We start from the raw sequence: 15,254 nt of genomic DNA, 5'->3' as shown, positions 1-15,254 counted from the left end.
CCCTCGCCGTCCCCCAGCCTCAGCCTGCGGTGCGCAGCAGAGGCGTGATCAGCCGCACCAGAACCCGGCGGTTGGCGCGCTCGGCGGCCTCGGTCGGGATCTTCAGCTCTGCCTCGCCGTAGCCCTGCACCACCAGGTTTTCCGGCGGGATGCCGAAATACTCGGTCAGCGCCAGCGCAAGGCTTTCCGCCCGCCGATCCGACAGCAGAAGGTTCGAGCTGGCCGAGCCGACCGCATCCGTATGCCCCTCGATCAGGAACACATGGCGCGGGTTAGAGGCCAGCAGGGTCTGCATCAGCCGCCCCAGATCCGCCAGCTTGCGGGCCTCGGTCGCGTTGATCACCGAAGAGCCGGTGTCAAAGGTGATGCTGTCCACCTCGACCGTGGCGGCCAGCGCGCGCACCTGCGGGATCTCACGGATCTGGCGCAGGCTGAAGCGGCGGCCGATCTGCTCGGCCTCAAGCGCGGCCATTTCGGCCTTCAGCGCCGCATTCTGATCGGCGGTCGAGATCACCACCCGGTCAGGGCGCGGCTTTGGCAGCTGGGTCACGATGATCGGCTGTTCGGGTGCCAGATCGTCAATCAGCAGCACCTCCTGGCCATATTGGTCATAGGCCGCGCGGCGCAGAACCCGCCCCGAGGCGTCGCGGATCGTCACCACCTCTGTGCCATCGGCACGGCGCACCGCCGTGCGGGTCGAGCCATCGGCGAAGTTCTCGGTCTGGGTCTGGACGCCGGGGCGACGCAATACCGCGTCATCATCCTTATAGACCACATAAGAGCCATCGGCGTTTTCAACCACCACCCGGTCGCCCGAATTGGTCACCACCTTGCGCTGATCGGCCTTGCCGCTGTTGATCACGGTGCCGACCGCCAGCGCCCCCAGCGCCAGAAGGCCGACCTTTTCCAGATCCGAGAGGCCGGATTTCTTGTCCTTGCCGACCATGACCGGCGCTGCCGAGAACTCATCCGCCGAGGTGCGGGCATTTTCTTCGGTAATCAGTGCCTCGGTGACCGAGACCGGGGCAAGCAGGGCCTCGGGTGTAACTTCAGGCTGTGAGGCCGCCGCGCTGCCATCTGCCGAGGCCGCATCTTCCGGCGTTTGCGTGCGCCCCAGCAGGCTGGCGGCGGCTGCAACCGGGGCGGCGCCCAGCACCGCCTCAGCCGCATTATCCGCTGTCTCTGGCACGGCCAGGATATCGGCCAGGCTATCAACTGCGCCCACCTCTGGGACCGGCGCATCTATCGCATTCTCAATCTCTTCGGCGGTCGGCTCGGCGGGTGCAGGCTGTTCAGCTACAGCCTCTGCCTCTGCCTGAGCCTCCGCCGCAGCCTGTGCCTCTGTCGCCGCCTGGGCCTCTGCCGCCGCCTGGGCCTCTGCCGCAGCCTGTGCCTCTGTCGCAGCCTGTGCCTCTGTCGCAGCCTGAGCCTCTGCCGCTGCCTGGGCTTCTGCCGCCGCCTGAGCCTCTGCCGCAGCCTGAGCTTCTGCCGCAGCCTGGGCTTCTGCCGCTGCCTGCGCCTCTGCCGCAGCCTGGGCCTCTGCCGCTGCCTGAGCCTCTGCCGCAGCCTGGGCCTCTGCCGCAGCCTGAGCCGCTGCCGCTGCCTGAGCTTCTGCCGCTGCCTGGGCTTCTGCCGCCGCCTGAGCCTCTGCCGCAGCCTGCGCCTCTGCCGCCGCCTGAGCCTCTGTCGCTGCCTGGGCTTCTGCCGCAGCCTGAGCCTCAGCTGCGGCCTGGGCCTCTGCCGCTGCCTGAGCCTCTGCGGCCGCCTGAGCCTCTGCCGCAGCCTGGGCTTCTGCCTCAGCTGCGGCTTGGGCTTCCGCCTCGGTCTCAGTCTCGGTCTGGGCCTCGATCACTGCGGGATCCGCGCTCTGATCCTGTGCCAGCGCTGGCAAAGTGTGGAACGAGCTCAGCGCCACTGAAAGTGCGGTCGTGGATATGAGTATCTTGCGCATCTGGCTTCCTCTTATGCCACGAGGGTTCGGGACCCATCCCTGAACCACCCCATCGGGGAATCGCGGGGGAATCGCGGCTTTGTCTGCTCAAACCTGCACACGAAGCGTGCTGCTATGCGATAACAATGCCAAAGGCGAAGCGGGGTTCCGTCTGACAGATGATAACAGGCTCTTTGGCAAAGCAGATTTCCTCTGCTTTGATCCGTTTTCTTCTGTCGCGCCCGTTACCTGCCCCCCGACCAAAGGCCCGGCGCAGATGCTCAACCGCCCGGCTGTTGCGCCCCCGGCACGCCGCCCTGCCGGATCAGCCAGCGGCGGAAGGAGGCCAGCGGCGCACGCTCGGCCCGGCCCGCTGGCTGCACCAGGTAATAGGCCCCCGCCGCCGCGACCGGGTCGCCGTAAACCGGCACCAGCCGCCCCGCCGCCAGATCCGCCTGGGCAAGGAAGGTCGGCAACAAAGCCACCCCCATCCCATGCACCGCCGCCTGGGCCATGGTGGCGAACTGGTCAAACAGCATCGCAGGCGGGCGCTGGCCAGGCAGACCGTGATGCGCGAACCAGCGCCCCCAGTCGCCCATCCGGCCCTCCAGCTGCAGCAAAGGCAGCGCCAGCAGGTCTGACGCCTCGCCGGGTGTCTTCCCCCCCAGCGCCGCACCAATCAATGCGGGCGAGGCCAGTGGCAGGACCTCTTCCTCCATCAGCCGCAGATAGCTGACGCCCGGCCAATCCTCGCGACCGTAATGAATGGCCGCGTCAAAGCTGGTGCCGTCAAATTCAAAGGGGCGCAGCCTGGTTGAAAGATTGATCGTCACCTCGGGATGCTGCGCCGCAAAGCCCGCCAGACGCGGCGCCAGCCAGTGCATGCCGAAGGCCGGCAGGATCGCCAGATGCAGCGTGCCGCCCGATGGATTGGCGCGCAGCGTCAGCGAGGCATCTGAGAGGATCTTCATCGCGCGGCGCACCTCGGCCACATAGTCCCGCGCCGCAGGCGTCAGGATCAGGCGCTGACGCTCGCGGGTGACCAACTGCACCCCCAGCTGCCCCTCCAGCATCTGGATCTGGCGCGAGACCGCCCCTTGCGTCAGTGACAGTTCAGTGGCCGCGGCCGAGGCGGTGCCCAGCCGCTCCAGCGCCTCAAGCGCGGTAAGCGAGGCGACCGAGGGCAGATAGCGGCGCGGCAGCATATGAGTTTTCCTCATGAACCAGTGACGTAGTTTCGATACCCCTTTCCCCCTGTTCCATGCAATATGGCGCAAAGTCATCCAGAGGACAGACCGATGTCAGACCGCCCGAAACTGAAAGCCAAAGACGCCCCCGATCTGTCACGCTTCGACTGGGAGGATGCCTTCCGCCTGGACGATCAGCTGTCCGAGGAAGAGCGCGCCATCCGTGACGCCGCCCGCGCCTATGCGCAGGAAAAGCTGCAACCCCGCGTGATCGAGGCCTTCCGCAATGAGGAAACCGATCCGTCGATCTTCCGCGAAATGGGCGAGATGGGCCTGCTGGGCGTGACGGTCCCCGAGGAATATGGCGGCCTGGGCGCGTCCTATGTCTCTTACGGGCTGATCGCGCGTGAAGTTGAACGCGTCGATTCCGGCTATCGCAGCATGATGTCGGTGCAGTCTTCCCTCGTGATGTATCCGATCTATGCCTATGGCTCGGAAGAGCAGCGCAAGAAATACCTGCCGAAACTGGCCTCGGGCGAGTGGATCGGTTGCTTTGGCCTGACCGAGCCGGATGCGGGCTCTGACCCCGCCGGCATGAAAACCACCGCGAAGAAAACCGCCAATGGCTATGTGCTGCATGGGTCCAAGATGTGGATCTCGAACGCGCCCATCGCCGATGTCTTCATCGTCTGGGCGAAGTCTGAGGCCCATGGCGGCAAGATCCGCGGCTTCGTTCTGGACAAGGGCACCAAGGGCCTGTCTGCCCCGAAAGTCGGCGGCAAGATCAGCCTGCGCGCCTCGATCACCGGCGAGATCGTGATGGATCAGGTCGAGGTCGGCGAGGATGCTCTGCTTCCCCATGTCGAGGGGCTGAAGGGCCCGTTCGGCTGTCTTAACCGCGCACGCTATGGCATTTCCTGGGGCGTGCTGGGCGCAGCCGAGTTCTGCCTGCATGCCTCGCGCCAATATGGCCTTGACCGCAAGCAGTTCCAGAAGCCCATCGCCCAGACCCAGCTTTACCAGCTGAAACTGGCGAATATGCTGACCGAGATCAGCCTTGGCCTGCAGGCCTCGCTGCGGGTCGGGCGTCTGATGGACGAGGCCAATGCCGCGCCCGAGATGATCTCGCTGATCAAGCGCAACAACTGCGGCAAAGCGCTGGAGGCGGCCCGCTGGGCGCGTGACATGCATGGCGGCAACGGGATTTCTGAGGAATTCCAGGTCATCCGTCACATGGTCAACCTGGAAACCGTGAATACCTATGAGGGCACGCATGACATCCACGCGCTGATCCTTGGCCGTGCGATCACCGGGCTGCAGGCGTTCTTCTGAGCCAGTCGCAACACCTGCCTTGCCCCGCAGCCGCAGTTGGCCCGGGGCAATCGGGGGCGTCCCCGGGCGGCCAGACCAAGGGCCCAGGCTGAGGGGCCACAGAGTTACAGTGGGTATTTCATCATCAACGGGGCGGGCCGACTGGTCGCGCCCCGTTCTGACCCCGCGCCCCAACCTGCACCCGGCCTGCCCCCAACAAGCCGCCCCCAACAGCTTTCCCACGGCCCGCTCTGCGTGCCCCGCATCTGCCGACCGCGCCCCAGCCGACCGCGCCCCAGCCGGGAAACGCATCGGCAGAATTGCCATTTCGGAAACAAAATTTTTCTGAACATTACCCGCCTGCGGGGCCGCCACAGGCTTGTCTGCAGGGGAAAGGCATCCGATATCTCTCTCTGGCCTGACATCCCTGCGGTCTCACGCCTTTGTAACCGGATGGGCCCCGTTTCCTTTTGCGGAATGACTGCTCCACGGTTAGCCTGATGTTAACCGGTTTGCAGCAAGAGTGACCGGGCTTTCTGTTCTGGCCATCGGTTTTGGCCGCATTTCCCACTCTGGCGCAGCGCGCCCCCAGGCCCGTCAGCTATCGCTTGCTTACCGGGTCCGGAACGTAAGTTTTGGTATCGTAAATGTTCAGGCCGTAGCCCAACAGCAAGACACAGGAAGAAAAATGTCCAGCCCTACTGCCCCCTGTCCCGCGCCATCCGACGCCCTCGCGTCGCGTCCCGGGGCAGAATGGCTTGCCGCGATGGAGGGGATCGCCGAAGACGACGGCTATCTCGACCCGCTGGGCGACAAACACTGGGCTTTTTTCGCCGAAACCGGCAGCACCCTTCTGGTAACCTTCGAACAGGCCGAGCAGATCCGCGCCCGCCCTGACACCCTGCCCGAGGGGATGGAGATTGCGCGGAAAAATGGCTGGTCGCTTCTGTGCCTGATCGCCGAGGGCGAGACATTCTGGCGTGCGCCAGAGGTCTGGGGCTATTTCGACCGCCTGGTCGACGATGCGTTTTTCGATGATTTCGACCAGGTGCTGTTTTATGGGACCGGCCCCTCTGGCTATGCGGCGGGCTGCTATGTGGTCACCGCCCCCGGGGCGCGGGCGCTGCTGTTGTCGCCACGCGCGACGATGGATCCGTCCCTGACCGGCTGGGATCATCGCAACCCCGCCACCCGCAGGCTGGATTTCACCTCACGCTATGGCTATGCGCCCGATATGACCGAGGGCGCGTCGCAGGTCTGGCTGATCCACGATCCAACGGTTGCCGCAGACAATGCCCATGCCGCATTGTTCCGCCGCCCATGGGTCAGCATCTTCGCCACCCGCTTTGCCGGCGAACATCCCGAGCGTATTCTTGGCAGCGCTGGCATCCTGGAAAAGGTGATCGGCCATGCGATGGCAGGCACGCTGACCTCGCAGGTTTTTGCAGATCTCTGGCGGGCGCGGCGCGGATCAGCAGCCTATCTGAAGCGACTGATGGCAACAGCAGTGGCCAATGGGCGCAGCCGCTTTGAAGAGGTGATCTGCAGGGCTGGCGCAACCCGGCTGAGCGCCCGGCGTTTCGTACGCCGCCTGGCCGAGATTGAGGCCCGCCAGAAGGCCGCCCGCAATGCCGGACGCCCGCCTGCCCCGCGCCCTGCCCAGCAGCAGGCTGGACAACAACAGGCTGGGCAACAACAGGCATCCCCAGCCCGGGCCCAGGGCCTTTAACAGGATCCCGCGCGCGCAGAACCGCCCAAAACCGCTCAGGCCAAAACCGCCCAGACCGGCACTGCCCAGACCGGCACCGCCTATGCCGGCCGGTCCCGCAGATCAGCGGCCCTGGCCGATGTCTGCCCGGTTTGATGCCTGCCCGCTTCACAGGGGTCTGATCTTTTGTGTCCCCGGAGGTGCTGCGACAATGGCAACCGCGGTTCAGTAATCCCTCATAATCTCAAGGAATGCCTCTAGATCTGCGATCCGCTGCAGGGTCATTTGCAACATGCAGCCATATACCAGCAAGGGCTCGCCAGAGCCGCCCCGCATCGGCCAGCCCTCAACCCGGCAAGCAGCGTCGCGGTAGATCAGAAACGCCTCTTGCGCCTTTTCAAGCTGCACAGTCCCGTCACGCAAGCCGGGCGACATATCGGCCTCGGCCACCTGCAGCAAAGCTGCCACCTCACCCTGCAGCGCCTCAAGGCGGGTATCAGCCTCATTCAGAGCGGCATCCGCACAGCTGAGCATATCCGCCGTCGAAAGCGCGGCCTCGCAATCCACCTGCTCTGCGGCGGCGGGCAGCGCCCAAAGGGCAAGGGCAAAAGCGACAGACAAACGCATGATGATCTCCGATCCTGTGTAACCGGGGGGATGGGTTGAAATGGCCTGCAATCTCTGACTGCGATCTGCCCCCTCGCCGGGCATCCGGCCTATAGGCGAAAACGGGCATTGCTGCCAGCCTTGATCCCGCTCCTGGCCCGGAAGAGGGCCGCAGATCCTCTGGCAATTTGCGCGGCTTTCCGTTAGCCCCTGCGCTATGATTCAGCACCTCGACATCCCGCGCCCCGATGACTGGCACCTGCATCTGCGTGACGGCGCGATGCTGCAAGGCATCCTGCCCGAAACCGCCCGCGATTTTGCCCGGGCCATCATCATGCCCAATCTGGTGCCGCCGGTGGTGACCGCCGAACAGGCCGCCGCCTACCGCGACCGGATCCTGGCCGCCCTGCCCGAGGGCGCGGATTTCCAGCCGCTGATGACGCTTTACCTGACCGAGGACACCGATCCCGCCGATGTCGCGGCGGCGGCCGCCTCGGGGCTGGTCAAGGCGGTGAAACTTTACCCCGCCGGGGCCACCACCAATTCCCATTCCGGGGTGCGCAACTTCGACCGCGTCATGCCGGTGCTTGAGAAGATGGCCGAGATCGGCCTGCCGCTTTGCACCCATGGCGAGGTGACCACCGCCGAGGTCGACATTTTCGACCGTGAGGCGGTGTTTATCGACACCATCCTCGATCCGCTGCGCCGTCGCCTGCCCGGGTTGCGCGTGGTGATGGAGCATATCACCACCGAAGAGGGCGTCGCCTATGCCGCCGAAGGTGGCGATAATCTGGGCGCGACGATCACCACCCATCACCTGATCATCAACCGCAACCATATCCTGGTCGGCGGGATCAAACCGCATTACTACTGCCTGCCGGTGGCGAAACGCGAAAAGCACCGCCTGGCGCTGCGCCGCGCCGCCACCTCGGGCAATCCGCGGTATTTCCTTGGCACCGATTCCGCGCCCCATATCGACGCGCTGAAGGAGCATGCCTGCGGCTGCGCGGGCTGTTTCACCGCCACCAATACCATGCCGCTGCTGGCGCATATCTTCGAGGAAGAGGGCGCGCTGGATCGGCTGTCGGCCTTCGCCTCGGAAAATGGGCCCGCCTTCTACCGCCTGCCCGTCAATCAGGCCCGGATGCAGCTTGTCAGACAGGATGCGCCGACCACCTTCCCCGAAAAGATCGAAACCGGCGCAGGCCCGGTGACCGTGTTCAATCCGGGCTTCCCCATCCATTGGTCGGTCAAGCGCTGAGCAGCCCGCCACCCCCCTTCCAAGGAGCGCAGAAATGATCCCCGCCGCCTTTCCGACGAAAGAAGAAATCGCCCGTCTGACCGCCCGCGCCTTCCTTGAGATCGGCGCCGTGCATTTCAACGCGCGCGAGCCCTTTACCCTTGCCTCTGGCCTGCCCTCGCCGACCTATATCGACTGCCGCAAGCTGATCTCTTATCCGCGCATCCGCTCGATGCTGATGGATTTCATGGCGGTGACGGTGATGCGTGAAGCGGGCTTCGAGGCCTTCGACAATATCGCCGGTGGCGAGACGGCGGGCATCCCCTTCGCAGCCCTGGTGGCCGAGCGGCTGGCGCTGCCGATGACCTATGTGCGCAAAAAGCCCAAAGGTTACGGCCGCAATGCCCGCATCGAGGGCACCATGACCGAGGGCCAGCGCGTGCTGCTGGTCGAGGATCTGACCACCGACGGCGGCTCGAAACTGAGCTTCGTCGATGCGATCCGCGAGACCGGGGCCACCTGCAACCACACCACCGTGATCTTCTACTACGGCATCTTCAAAGAGACCGAGGCGCGGCTGGCCGAACATGGCGTCAGCCTCTCCTACCTTTGCACCTGGTGGGACATGCTGGCCGAGGCCCGCGCCCAGGGCAGCTTTGACGCCGAGACGCTGGCCGGGGTTGAGGAATTCCTCAACGATCCGCGTGGCTGGCAGGCCGCCCGCGCAAAGTAAGGCGTAAATCCGCCAATCGGTCAGGCAGGAACGGGAAAGTTTCCGTTTTCTTCCCCGCCCCCTGGCCAGTCCTTGCGAATTCGAATCGCAACAGCTGACATTTATCCCGCATAAAGCCACAGCATATGGTATGCTGTGGCTTATCCACGCCTGGACCTGCGCCGGGGCAACGGGTGGCATGGTGAACAGGGCGAGTTGTCCACAGATCTGTCAGGTGATTGCGTCACAGGCCCCTGACAGGCTAAAGATGATCCCTTGATGGGCAGGTGAATATGAACGAAGTCGCTAAAATCCGCAGCGATCTGCCGGCGCCGACCGTGGCCGAGGCATTGCCGCAAAATATCGAGGCCGAACAGCAGCTGCTGGGCGCCATTCTGGTCAATAACGACATCTATGACCGCATCGCCAGCGTGGTCAAAACCGAGCATTTCTTTGACCCGGTGCACCGGCGCATTTTCGACATCGCCGCCTCGCGCATCCAAAGGAACGCGCTCGCCTCTCCGGTCACGCTGAAAGCCTTCCTCGAAGAGGATGAGGGGCTGAAGGAACTGGGCGGCGCGGCCTATCTGGTGCGGCTTGCGGGCGCGGCGATCTCGGCTTTCGCGGCGCGCGATTACGCGCAGATGATCTATGACCTGGCGGTCCGGCGCGAGCTGATCCAGCTGGGCAAAGATATCGCCGACCGCGCGGGCAAGGTCGATATCGATTCAGAGCCCCGCGCCCAGATCACCGAGGCCGAGCAGCGCCTTTACAAGCTGGGCGAACAGGGCGTGGCCGAGCGCGGCTTCCAAAGCTTCCTCAAGGCCGCAACCGATGCCGTCAATGTGGCAAACGCCGCCTATCAGCGCGGCGGCGGTCTGGCGGGGATTTCGACCGGGCTGATTGACCTCGACAAGAAGATGGGCGGCTTGCATGAAAGCGATCTGATCATCCTGGCCGGGCGTCCCTCAATGGGGAAGACCTCGCTGGCGACGAACATCGCCTTCAACGTCGCCAAAGCCTATAAGCGCGGCCGCAAGCCCGACGGGCATGAAGGCGCGGTCGAGGGCGGTGTGGTCGGCTTCTTCTCGCTCGAGATGTCCGCCGAACAGCTGGCGGCGAGGATCCTGTCTGAGGCCTCCGAAGTGCCGTCCGAGCAGATCCGGCGCGGCGATATGACCGAGCATGAGTTCCGCCGCTTCGTCGATGCCGCGAAATCGCTGGAAAGCTGCCCGCTTTACATCGACGACACGCCTGCGCTGCCGATCAGCCAGGTCGCGGCGCGGGCGCGGCGGCTGAAGCGGACGCATGGGCTGGATGTGCTGATGATCGACTACCTGCAGCTTCTGAAGGGCTCATCGAAAAGCTCTGAGGCGAACCGGGTGCAGGAGGTGTCAGAGATCACGCAAGGCCTGAAAGCAATCGCCAAAGAACTGAACGTGCCGGTGATCGCGCTGTCGCAGCTGTCGCGCCAGGTGGAAAGCCGCGAGGACAAACGCCCGCAGCTCTCAGACCTGCGCGAATCCGGTTCGATCGAACAGGACGCCGATGTGGTGATGTTCGTCTACCGTGAGGAATACTACAAAGAGCGCGAAAAGCCTGGCGATCACGAGCTGGAAAAAATGGCCGCCTGGCAGCAGATCATGGAGCAATGCCATGGCAAGGCAGAGGTGATCCTCGGCAAGCAGCGCCATGGTCCAATCGGCTCGGTCGAGCTGTCATTCGAGGGCCGCTTCACCCGCTTTGGCAACCTCGCGCGGCCCTGGGATGGCGGCGCAGGCCCCGATGGCGGCTTTTGATGGTTGCCGCAGCAAGGGGGCTCTGCCCCCTTACCCCCGGGATATTTAAGGACAGATGAAAGACCTTATCATTTCATCTGTCTCTAAATATCCCCGCCGGAGGCTTCCGAACTGACCATTCGCGCGGCGCTTTTCCCTTGACCCCAGATTTCCAGATGCCAGGAAGACGCTATCATGGCTACAGCGACCCTTACCATTGATCTTGACGCCATCGCCGCCAACTGGCGAGCGCTGGATCGCCTGTCAGCACCCGAGGTGCAGACAGCCGCAGTTGTTAAAGCCGACGCCTATGGGCTTGGGGCTGGCAAGGTGGCAAGGGCTCTGGCTTGGGCCGGGGCGCGGCGTTTCTTTGTGGCTGCGGCTGAAGAAGGGGCCGTGGTGCGCCAGGCGCTTGGACCGGGGCCGCAGATCAACATTCTGTCGGGCCATATGGCGGGCGATACCGAGATGCTGAATGATCTCGAACTGACGCCGATGCTGAACAGCCTTGAGCAGATCACCCGCCATCTTGAGGCGCTTCCGGGCCATCCTTTCGGGGTGCAGCTGGATACCGGCATGAACCGGCTTGGCGTTGAACCCGTCGAATGGGAGGCGGTGGCGCCCATTCTGATCGAAGCCGGGCCCGTCATGCTGATGAGCCATCTGGCCTGCGCCGATGAGCCGGATCACCCGATGAACCAGGCACAGCTGGAGGCGTTTCACGCCATGACCGATGGCACCGGCATCCCGCGCAGCTTTGCCGCGACAGGCGGCATTTTGCTGGGACCGAAATATCATTTCGACCTTACCCGCGCCGGGATCGGTCTTTACGGCGGCCGCCCCTTTGAGCTGTCCGAGCGTGTCGTCACCCTGTCTTTGCCCGTGATCCAGACCCGCGACGTGGTGCCGGGCGAGGTGGTCGGCTATTCCGCCACCTGGGAGCCAGAGCAGCCCTCGGTCATTGCGACCGTGGCGGCGGGCTATGCCGATGGCCTGCCCCGCACGCTGTCGAACAATGCCGTTTTGTGGGATGGCGACACGCCCTGCCCGCTGATCGGCCGGGTCTCGATGGATCTGATCACCGTCGACATCACCCATCTGCGCGAGATCCCCAAAACCCTGGATATTCTGGGCCCGCAGCAATCTGTTGATGATCTGGCCGATGCGGCCGGAACCATCGGCTATGAAATCCTGACCGGCCTTGGCAAACGCTATGCCCGCCGCTACCTGGAGACCCGCGCGTGACCAATGCCCTGAGCGGATTTCTGGCGGGCCTCGGGCGTCCGGTGCTGGAGTTTCTGGCGCTGATCGGGCGGATCACCCTTTTTGCGGCCCAGGCGGTCGGCCATATCTTCCGCCCGCCCTTTTACTGGCGCGAGTTCGGCCAGGCTGTCATGCAGATCGGCTGGTTTTCCCTGCCCGTGGTCGGCATGACCGCGATTTTCACCGGCGGCGCACTGGCCTTGCAGATCTATGCCGGCGGCAACCGCTTTGGCGCCGAGGCCGTGGTGCCGCAGATCGTCGCCATCGGCATGGCGCGTGAACTGGGGCCGGTCCTGGGCGGGCTGATGGTAGCGGCGCGGGTCGCATCTTCGATCGCCGCCGAGATCGGCACGATGAAGGTGACAGAGCAGATCGACGCGCTGACCACCCTTTCGACCAATCCGATGAAATACCTGGTCGCGCCCCGGATCCTGGCGGCCACGCTGACCCTGCCCGTGCTGGTCGCTGTCGGCGATTCCATCGGCATCATGGGCGGCTGGCTGGTGGGGGTGACGCGGCTGGATTTCAACTCGGCCACTTACCTCAAAAACACCGTTGATTTCCTGCAGGTCTGGGATGTCGGCTCGGGTCTGGTGAAAGGTGCGGCCTTCGGCTTTATCGTGGCGCTGATGGGTTGCTGGCATGGTATGAACTCGGGGCGCGGGGCGCAGGGCGTGGGGGCTGCCACCAAGGCTGCCGTGGTTGCGGCCAGCGTTCTGATTTTGGCTGCCAATTACCTGCTGACAGAGGTCTTCTTCTCGGCATGATCGAACTCAGGAATGTGCATAAGGCCTTTGGGCCGAATAAGGTGCTGAACGGCGTCGATCTGACCATCGCCCGCGGCGAAAGCATGGTGATCATCGGTGGCTCGGGCACCGGGAAATCGGTGATGCTGAAATCGGTGCTGGGGCTGGTTACGCCGGACAGCGGCTCGATCACGCTTGACGGCCAGGATGTCACCACCCATGAGCGCGACGCCTTTCTGGCCCGCTTTGGCATGCTGTTCCAGGGCGCGGCGCTTTTCGACTCGATGAGCGTTTGGGAAAATGTCGCCTTCCGCCTGCTGCGCGGCCGCCTGAAGCGCCCCAAAGCCGAGGCACGTGAGATCGCCATTGAAAAGCTGCGCCGGGTTGGCCTTGGCCCCCAGGTCGCCGATCTCTTCCCGGCCGAGCTGTCGGGCGGCATGCAAAAGCGCGTGGGCCTTGCCCGCGCCATCGCCGCCGAGCCGGAAATCATCTTCTTTGACGAGCCAACCACCGGGCTTGATCCGATCATGTCGGGCGTCATCAATGAGCTGATCCGCGAGATCGTGACCGAGATGGGCGCGACCGCAATGACGATCACCCATGACATGACCTCGGTGCGGTCCATCGCCGACAAGGTGGCGATGCTGCATGGCGGCGTGGTGCGCTGGACCGGAAGCGTCGCCGAAATGGACGCAACATCAGACCCTTACGTGCAGCAATTCATCCATGGTCGCGCCGATGGCCCGATTCCCTCTGTGCGCTGAACCAGGGGGAATGTGATGGAGAATGAGTTTCTGCGCCGCCTGCTGACGCCCTCGCCAATCATGCACTGGCTGCTGATCCTTTTCCCGGTGGTGGTGGCGATTGCCGGGCTGACGGGGGTGCGGCGCCGTCACGGGGGCGCGGTTCGGCTGACGATCCTGGCGGTTATCGCTGTCATCTGGATGACGATGCCAGTGCACTTTGCAGATCCGGTGATGCAATCGATTTCGGTCATCGCCTCGGTCACGCTGTGGTTTTCGGTGCTGGTGGCCTGGGCGCGCCATGTCTGGAACCGCTGGCCCAGCCCGGTCTGGGCGCATGCCTGGGTTGTCTCGCATCTGGTTACCATACTGATCGCCTCTGTGGTGGCGCTGGTCCGCGCGCTTGGCTAAAGCCCCTGCCCTGCAGTTCAGGGGCGCATAGGACAGCTTGACCCGGGCGCAAAGCGGTGCAATCTGCCCGGCATGCGCTGGCTCAATCTTACCCTTCTGATCCTTTTCCCCGTCGCCTGGTTTGCGCCTTTGATGCGGGCGGCGCTGCTGCCGATCTTCGGCATGGATGAGATCTCGGTGATCTCCGGGCTGCAGTCCCTATGGGGCGCGGATGCGGGGCTTGCGCTGCTGGTCACCTTCCTGGCGATCTTCGCGCCCTATGCCAAAACCATTGGCCTTGCGCTGGTGCAGTTTGGCCTGCTGTCGCGCGCCACCCTGCCGGCGCTGCAGATCCTTGGCAAACTCGCCATGGCCGATGTCTTCCTGATCGCCATCTATATCGTGATCGCCAAAGGGGCCGGCTGGGTCACCATAGAAACCGCCTGGGGCCTCTGGCTTTTCACCGCCTGCGTGCTTACCTCTGTGCTGATCGCCTGGGCTGCCGCCCGCGATTTCGCTCACGGAAATCATGTGGAAAGCGCCGCCCATGCAGACAAATCCGATCCCGCTCTCTCTTCTTGACCTCGTCCGCGTGCGCGAAGGCTTTGACGCGGCCGACGCGCTGCACGAGGCCCAGGGCATCGCCACCCATGCCGACCGTCTTGGCTTCAACCGCTATTGGGTGGCCGAGCATCACAATATGGAAAGCATCGCCTCGGCGGCGACCTCGGTCGTGCTTGCCCATGCCGGGCAGCATACCAAGCGCATCCGTATTGGTTCCGGCGGGATCATGCTGCCCAACCACGCCCCCTATATCATCGCCGAGCAATTCGGCACCCTCGCCGCCCTCTATCCCGGCCGGGTCGATCTGGGCCTGGGCCGTGCGCCTGGCACCGATCAGGCAACGCTGCAGGCGATCCGCACGCCCCCCGCCGCGGCAGGCCGCTTCCCCCAGGAGGTGATCGAGCTGATGAACTGGTTCGCCCCCGCAGACGAGCCAGGCTATGTCCGCGCCTGGCCAGCCGCCGGGGCGGAAATGGCGTTCTGGATCCTGGGCTCCTCGGATTTCGGCGCGATGCTGGCGGCGCAACTGGGCCTGCCCTATGGCTTTGCCTCGCATTTCGCACCCGATTACCTGGATGATGCGCTGCATATCTACCGCTCGCGCTTCCAGCCCTCGTCGCAGCTGAAAGCGCCCCATGCGATGGTCGGCGTCAATGTGATCTGCGCCGAGACCCGGGCCGAGGCGCATCGCCTCTTCACCACCGCCCAAATGAGCTTTACCGGCATTTTCCGCGGTCATCGCGGCCTGTCGCAGCCGCCAATCGACGACATCAACACCTATTGGACCCCGCGCGAGCAGGCCCAGGTTCAGCGCATGCTGGGCTGCACCGTGGTCGGCACCCCGTCAGAGGTCAAGGCCGGGCTGCAGGCGCTGCAAACCCGCACCGGCGCCGATGAATTCATCATCGTCTCCGACATCTGGGATCCCGAGGCCCGCCGCCGTTCGCTTGCACTGACCGCAGAAGCCTGGGGCCTCACCCCCGCCTGACACCTCTCCAACAGTACGTCCAGGCGGGCCCGCACTGTCTGAGCAAAGCGAAAGACAGTGCCCCCCGCTCTGTGCAAAAGCCCCCGGG

14 protein-coding genes are annotated in these 15,254 nt (G+C 64.3%); 11 read left to right on the top strand and 3 right to left on the bottom strand.

What is annotated here, in order from left to right:
• Positions 1–19: 19 nt before the first annotated feature.
• Complete coding sequence (locus tag HOY34_RS08650; RefSeq protein ID WP_172361874.1) at positions 20–1,951, bottom strand: OmpA family protein; 1,932 nt, start codon at positions 1,949–1,951, stop codon at positions 20–22.
• Positions 1,952–2,211: 260 nt separating this feature from the next.
• On the bottom strand, positions 2,212–3,135 hold the full coding sequence (locus HOY34_RS08645; RefSeq protein WP_436645152.1) for a LysR substrate-binding domain-containing protein: 924 nt from the start codon (positions 3,133–3,135) through the stop codon (positions 2,212–2,214).
• A gap of 93 nt (positions 3,136–3,228) precedes the next feature.
• Here HOY34_RS08645 and HOY34_RS08640 point away from each other — a divergent pair, with 93 nt between their 5' ends.
• Together HOY34_RS08640 and HOY34_RS08635 are read left to right on the top strand one after the other, a co-directional pair.
• Positions 3,229–4,449 carry an acyl-CoA dehydrogenase gene (locus HOY34_RS08640; protein WP_172361870.1) on the top strand — a complete coding sequence of 407 codons (1,221 nt, stop codon included), beginning with the start codon at positions 3,229–3,231 and terminating at the stop codon, positions 4,447–4,449.
• A gap of 667 nt (positions 4,450–5,116) precedes the next feature.
• Entirely contained in the window at positions 5,117–6,157 is a 1,041-nt protein-coding gene (locus tag HOY34_RS08635) for a hypothetical protein (RefSeq protein ID WP_172361868.1), read from the top strand.
• A 204-nt stretch (positions 6,158–6,361) separates the two neighbouring features.
• On the opposite strand, the gene HOY34_RS08630 is transcribed toward HOY34_RS08635, so the two are convergent.
• Positions 6,362–6,763, bottom strand: coding sequence for a lysozyme inhibitor LprI family protein (locus HOY34_RS08630; protein ID WP_172361866.1), 402 nt, complete (start codon positions 6,761–6,763; stop codon positions 6,362–6,364).
• A 196-nt stretch (positions 6,764–6,959) separates the two neighbouring features.
• Between HOY34_RS08630 and pyrC the strand changes: the two genes are divergently transcribed.
• The 9 genes from pyrC to HOY34_RS08585 all read left to right on the top strand — a co-directional run bounded on the left by pyrC (position 6,960) and on the right by HOY34_RS08585 (position 15,166).
• Positions 6,960–8,003, top strand: coding sequence for a dihydroorotase (pyrC, locus tag HOY34_RS08625; protein ID WP_172361864.1), 1,044 nt, complete (start codon positions 6,960–6,962; stop codon positions 8,001–8,003).
• A 34-nt stretch (positions 8,004–8,037) separates the two neighbouring features.
• On the top strand, positions 8,038–8,715 hold the full coding sequence (locus HOY34_RS08620; protein WP_172361862.1) for an orotate phosphoribosyltransferase: 678 nt from the start codon (positions 8,038–8,040) through the stop codon (positions 8,713–8,715).
• A gap of 272 nt (positions 8,716–8,987) precedes the next feature.
• Positions 8,988–10,493, top strand: coding sequence for a replicative DNA helicase (locus HOY34_RS08615; RefSeq protein WP_172361860.1), 1,506 nt, complete (start codon positions 8,988–8,990; stop codon positions 10,491–10,493).
• A 174-nt stretch (positions 10,494–10,667) separates the two neighbouring features.
• Positions 10,668–11,717, top strand: a complete 1,050-nt coding sequence (alr, locus tag HOY34_RS08610; protein ID WP_172361859.1) for an alanine racemase — start codon at positions 10,668–10,670, stop codon at positions 11,715–11,717.
• Positions 11,714–12,502 (top strand): MlaE family ABC transporter permease, encoded by a 789-nt coding sequence (locus HOY34_RS08605; RefSeq protein ID WP_366926936.1) that lies wholly within the window; start codon positions 11,714–11,716, stop codon positions 12,500–12,502. The genes alr and HOY34_RS08605 overlap by 4 nt, the downstream gene beginning before the upstream one ends.
• On the top strand, positions 12,499–13,245 hold the full coding sequence (locus HOY34_RS08600; RefSeq protein WP_172361857.1) for an ABC transporter ATP-binding protein: 747 nt from the start codon (positions 12,499–12,501) through the stop codon (positions 13,243–13,245). The genes HOY34_RS08605 and HOY34_RS08600 overlap by 4 nt, the downstream gene beginning before the upstream one ends.
• Positions 13,246–13,260: 15 nt before the next feature.
• Entirely contained in the window at positions 13,261–13,635 is a 375-nt protein-coding gene (locus HOY34_RS08595) for a hypothetical protein (protein ID WP_172361855.1), read from the top strand.
• 72 nt (positions 13,636–13,707) lie between these two features.
• Positions 13,708–14,196, top strand: coding sequence for a paraquat-inducible protein A (locus HOY34_RS08590; RefSeq protein ID WP_172361853.1), 489 nt, complete (start codon positions 13,708–13,710; stop codon positions 14,194–14,196).
• Positions 14,162–15,166, top strand: a complete 1,005-nt coding sequence (locus HOY34_RS08585) for an LLM class flavin-dependent oxidoreductase (RefSeq protein ID WP_172361851.1) — start codon at positions 14,162–14,164, stop codon at positions 15,164–15,166. The genes HOY34_RS08590 and HOY34_RS08585 overlap by 35 nt, the downstream gene beginning before the upstream one ends.
• Positions 15,167–15,254: the final 88 nt, after the last annotated feature.

This window comes from Pseudogemmobacter hezensis (assembly GCF_013155295.1).
GTDB classification, from domain to species: Bacteria; Pseudomonadota; Alphaproteobacteria; order Rhodobacterales; family Rhodobacteraceae; genus Pseudogemmobacter; species Pseudogemmobacter hezensis.
The sequence above is the reverse complement of the archived record's forward strand: the minus strand, read 5'-3'. Positions and strand labels throughout refer to the sequence as shown.

Coding starts and splice junctions, on each gene's coding strand:
- HOY34_RS08595 (WP_172361855.1), top strand. CDS start 13,261: ATGGAGAATGAGTTTCTGCGCCGCCTGCTGACGCCCTCGCCAATCATG.
- pyrC (WP_172361864.1), top strand. CDS start 6,960: ATGATTCAGCACCTCGACATCCCGCGCCCCGATGACTGGCACCTGCAT.
- HOY34_RS08600 (WP_172361857.1), top strand. CDS start 12,499: ATGATCGAACTCAGGAATGTGCATAAGGCCTTTGGGCCGAATAAGGTG.
- HOY34_RS08640 (WP_172361870.1), top strand. CDS start 3,229: ATGTCAGACCGCCCGAAACTGAAAGCCAAAGACGCCCCCGATCTGTCA.
- HOY34_RS08650 (WP_172361874.1), bottom strand. CDS start 1,951: ATGCGCAAGATACTCATATCCACGACCGCACTTTCAGTGGCGCTGAGC.
- HOY34_RS08615 (WP_172361860.1), top strand. CDS start 8,988: ATGAACGAAGTCGCTAAAATCCGCAGCGATCTGCCGGCGCCGACCGTG.
- HOY34_RS08620 (WP_172361862.1), top strand. CDS start 8,038: ATGATCCCCGCCGCCTTTCCGACGAAAGAAGAAATCGCCCGTCTGACC.
- HOY34_RS08635 (WP_172361868.1), top strand. CDS start 5,117: ATGTCCAGCCCTACTGCCCCCTGTCCCGCGCCATCCGACGCCCTCGCG.
- HOY34_RS08645 (WP_436645152.1), bottom strand. CDS start 3,135: ATGCTGCCGCGCCGCTATCTGCCCTCGGTCGCCTCGCTTACCGCGCTT.
- HOY34_RS08630 (WP_172361866.1), bottom strand. CDS start 6,763: ATGCGTTTGTCTGTCGCTTTTGCCCTTGCCCTTTGGGCGCTGCCCGCC.
- HOY34_RS08590 (WP_172361853.1), top strand. CDS start 13,708: ATGCGCTGGCTCAATCTTACCCTTCTGATCCTTTTCCCCGTCGCCTGG.
- alr (WP_172361859.1), top strand. CDS start 10,668: ATGGCTACAGCGACCCTTACCATTGATCTTGACGCCATCGCCGCCAAC.
- HOY34_RS08585 (WP_172361851.1), top strand. CDS start 14,162: ATGCAGACAAATCCGATCCCGCTCTCTCTTCTTGACCTCGTCCGCGTG.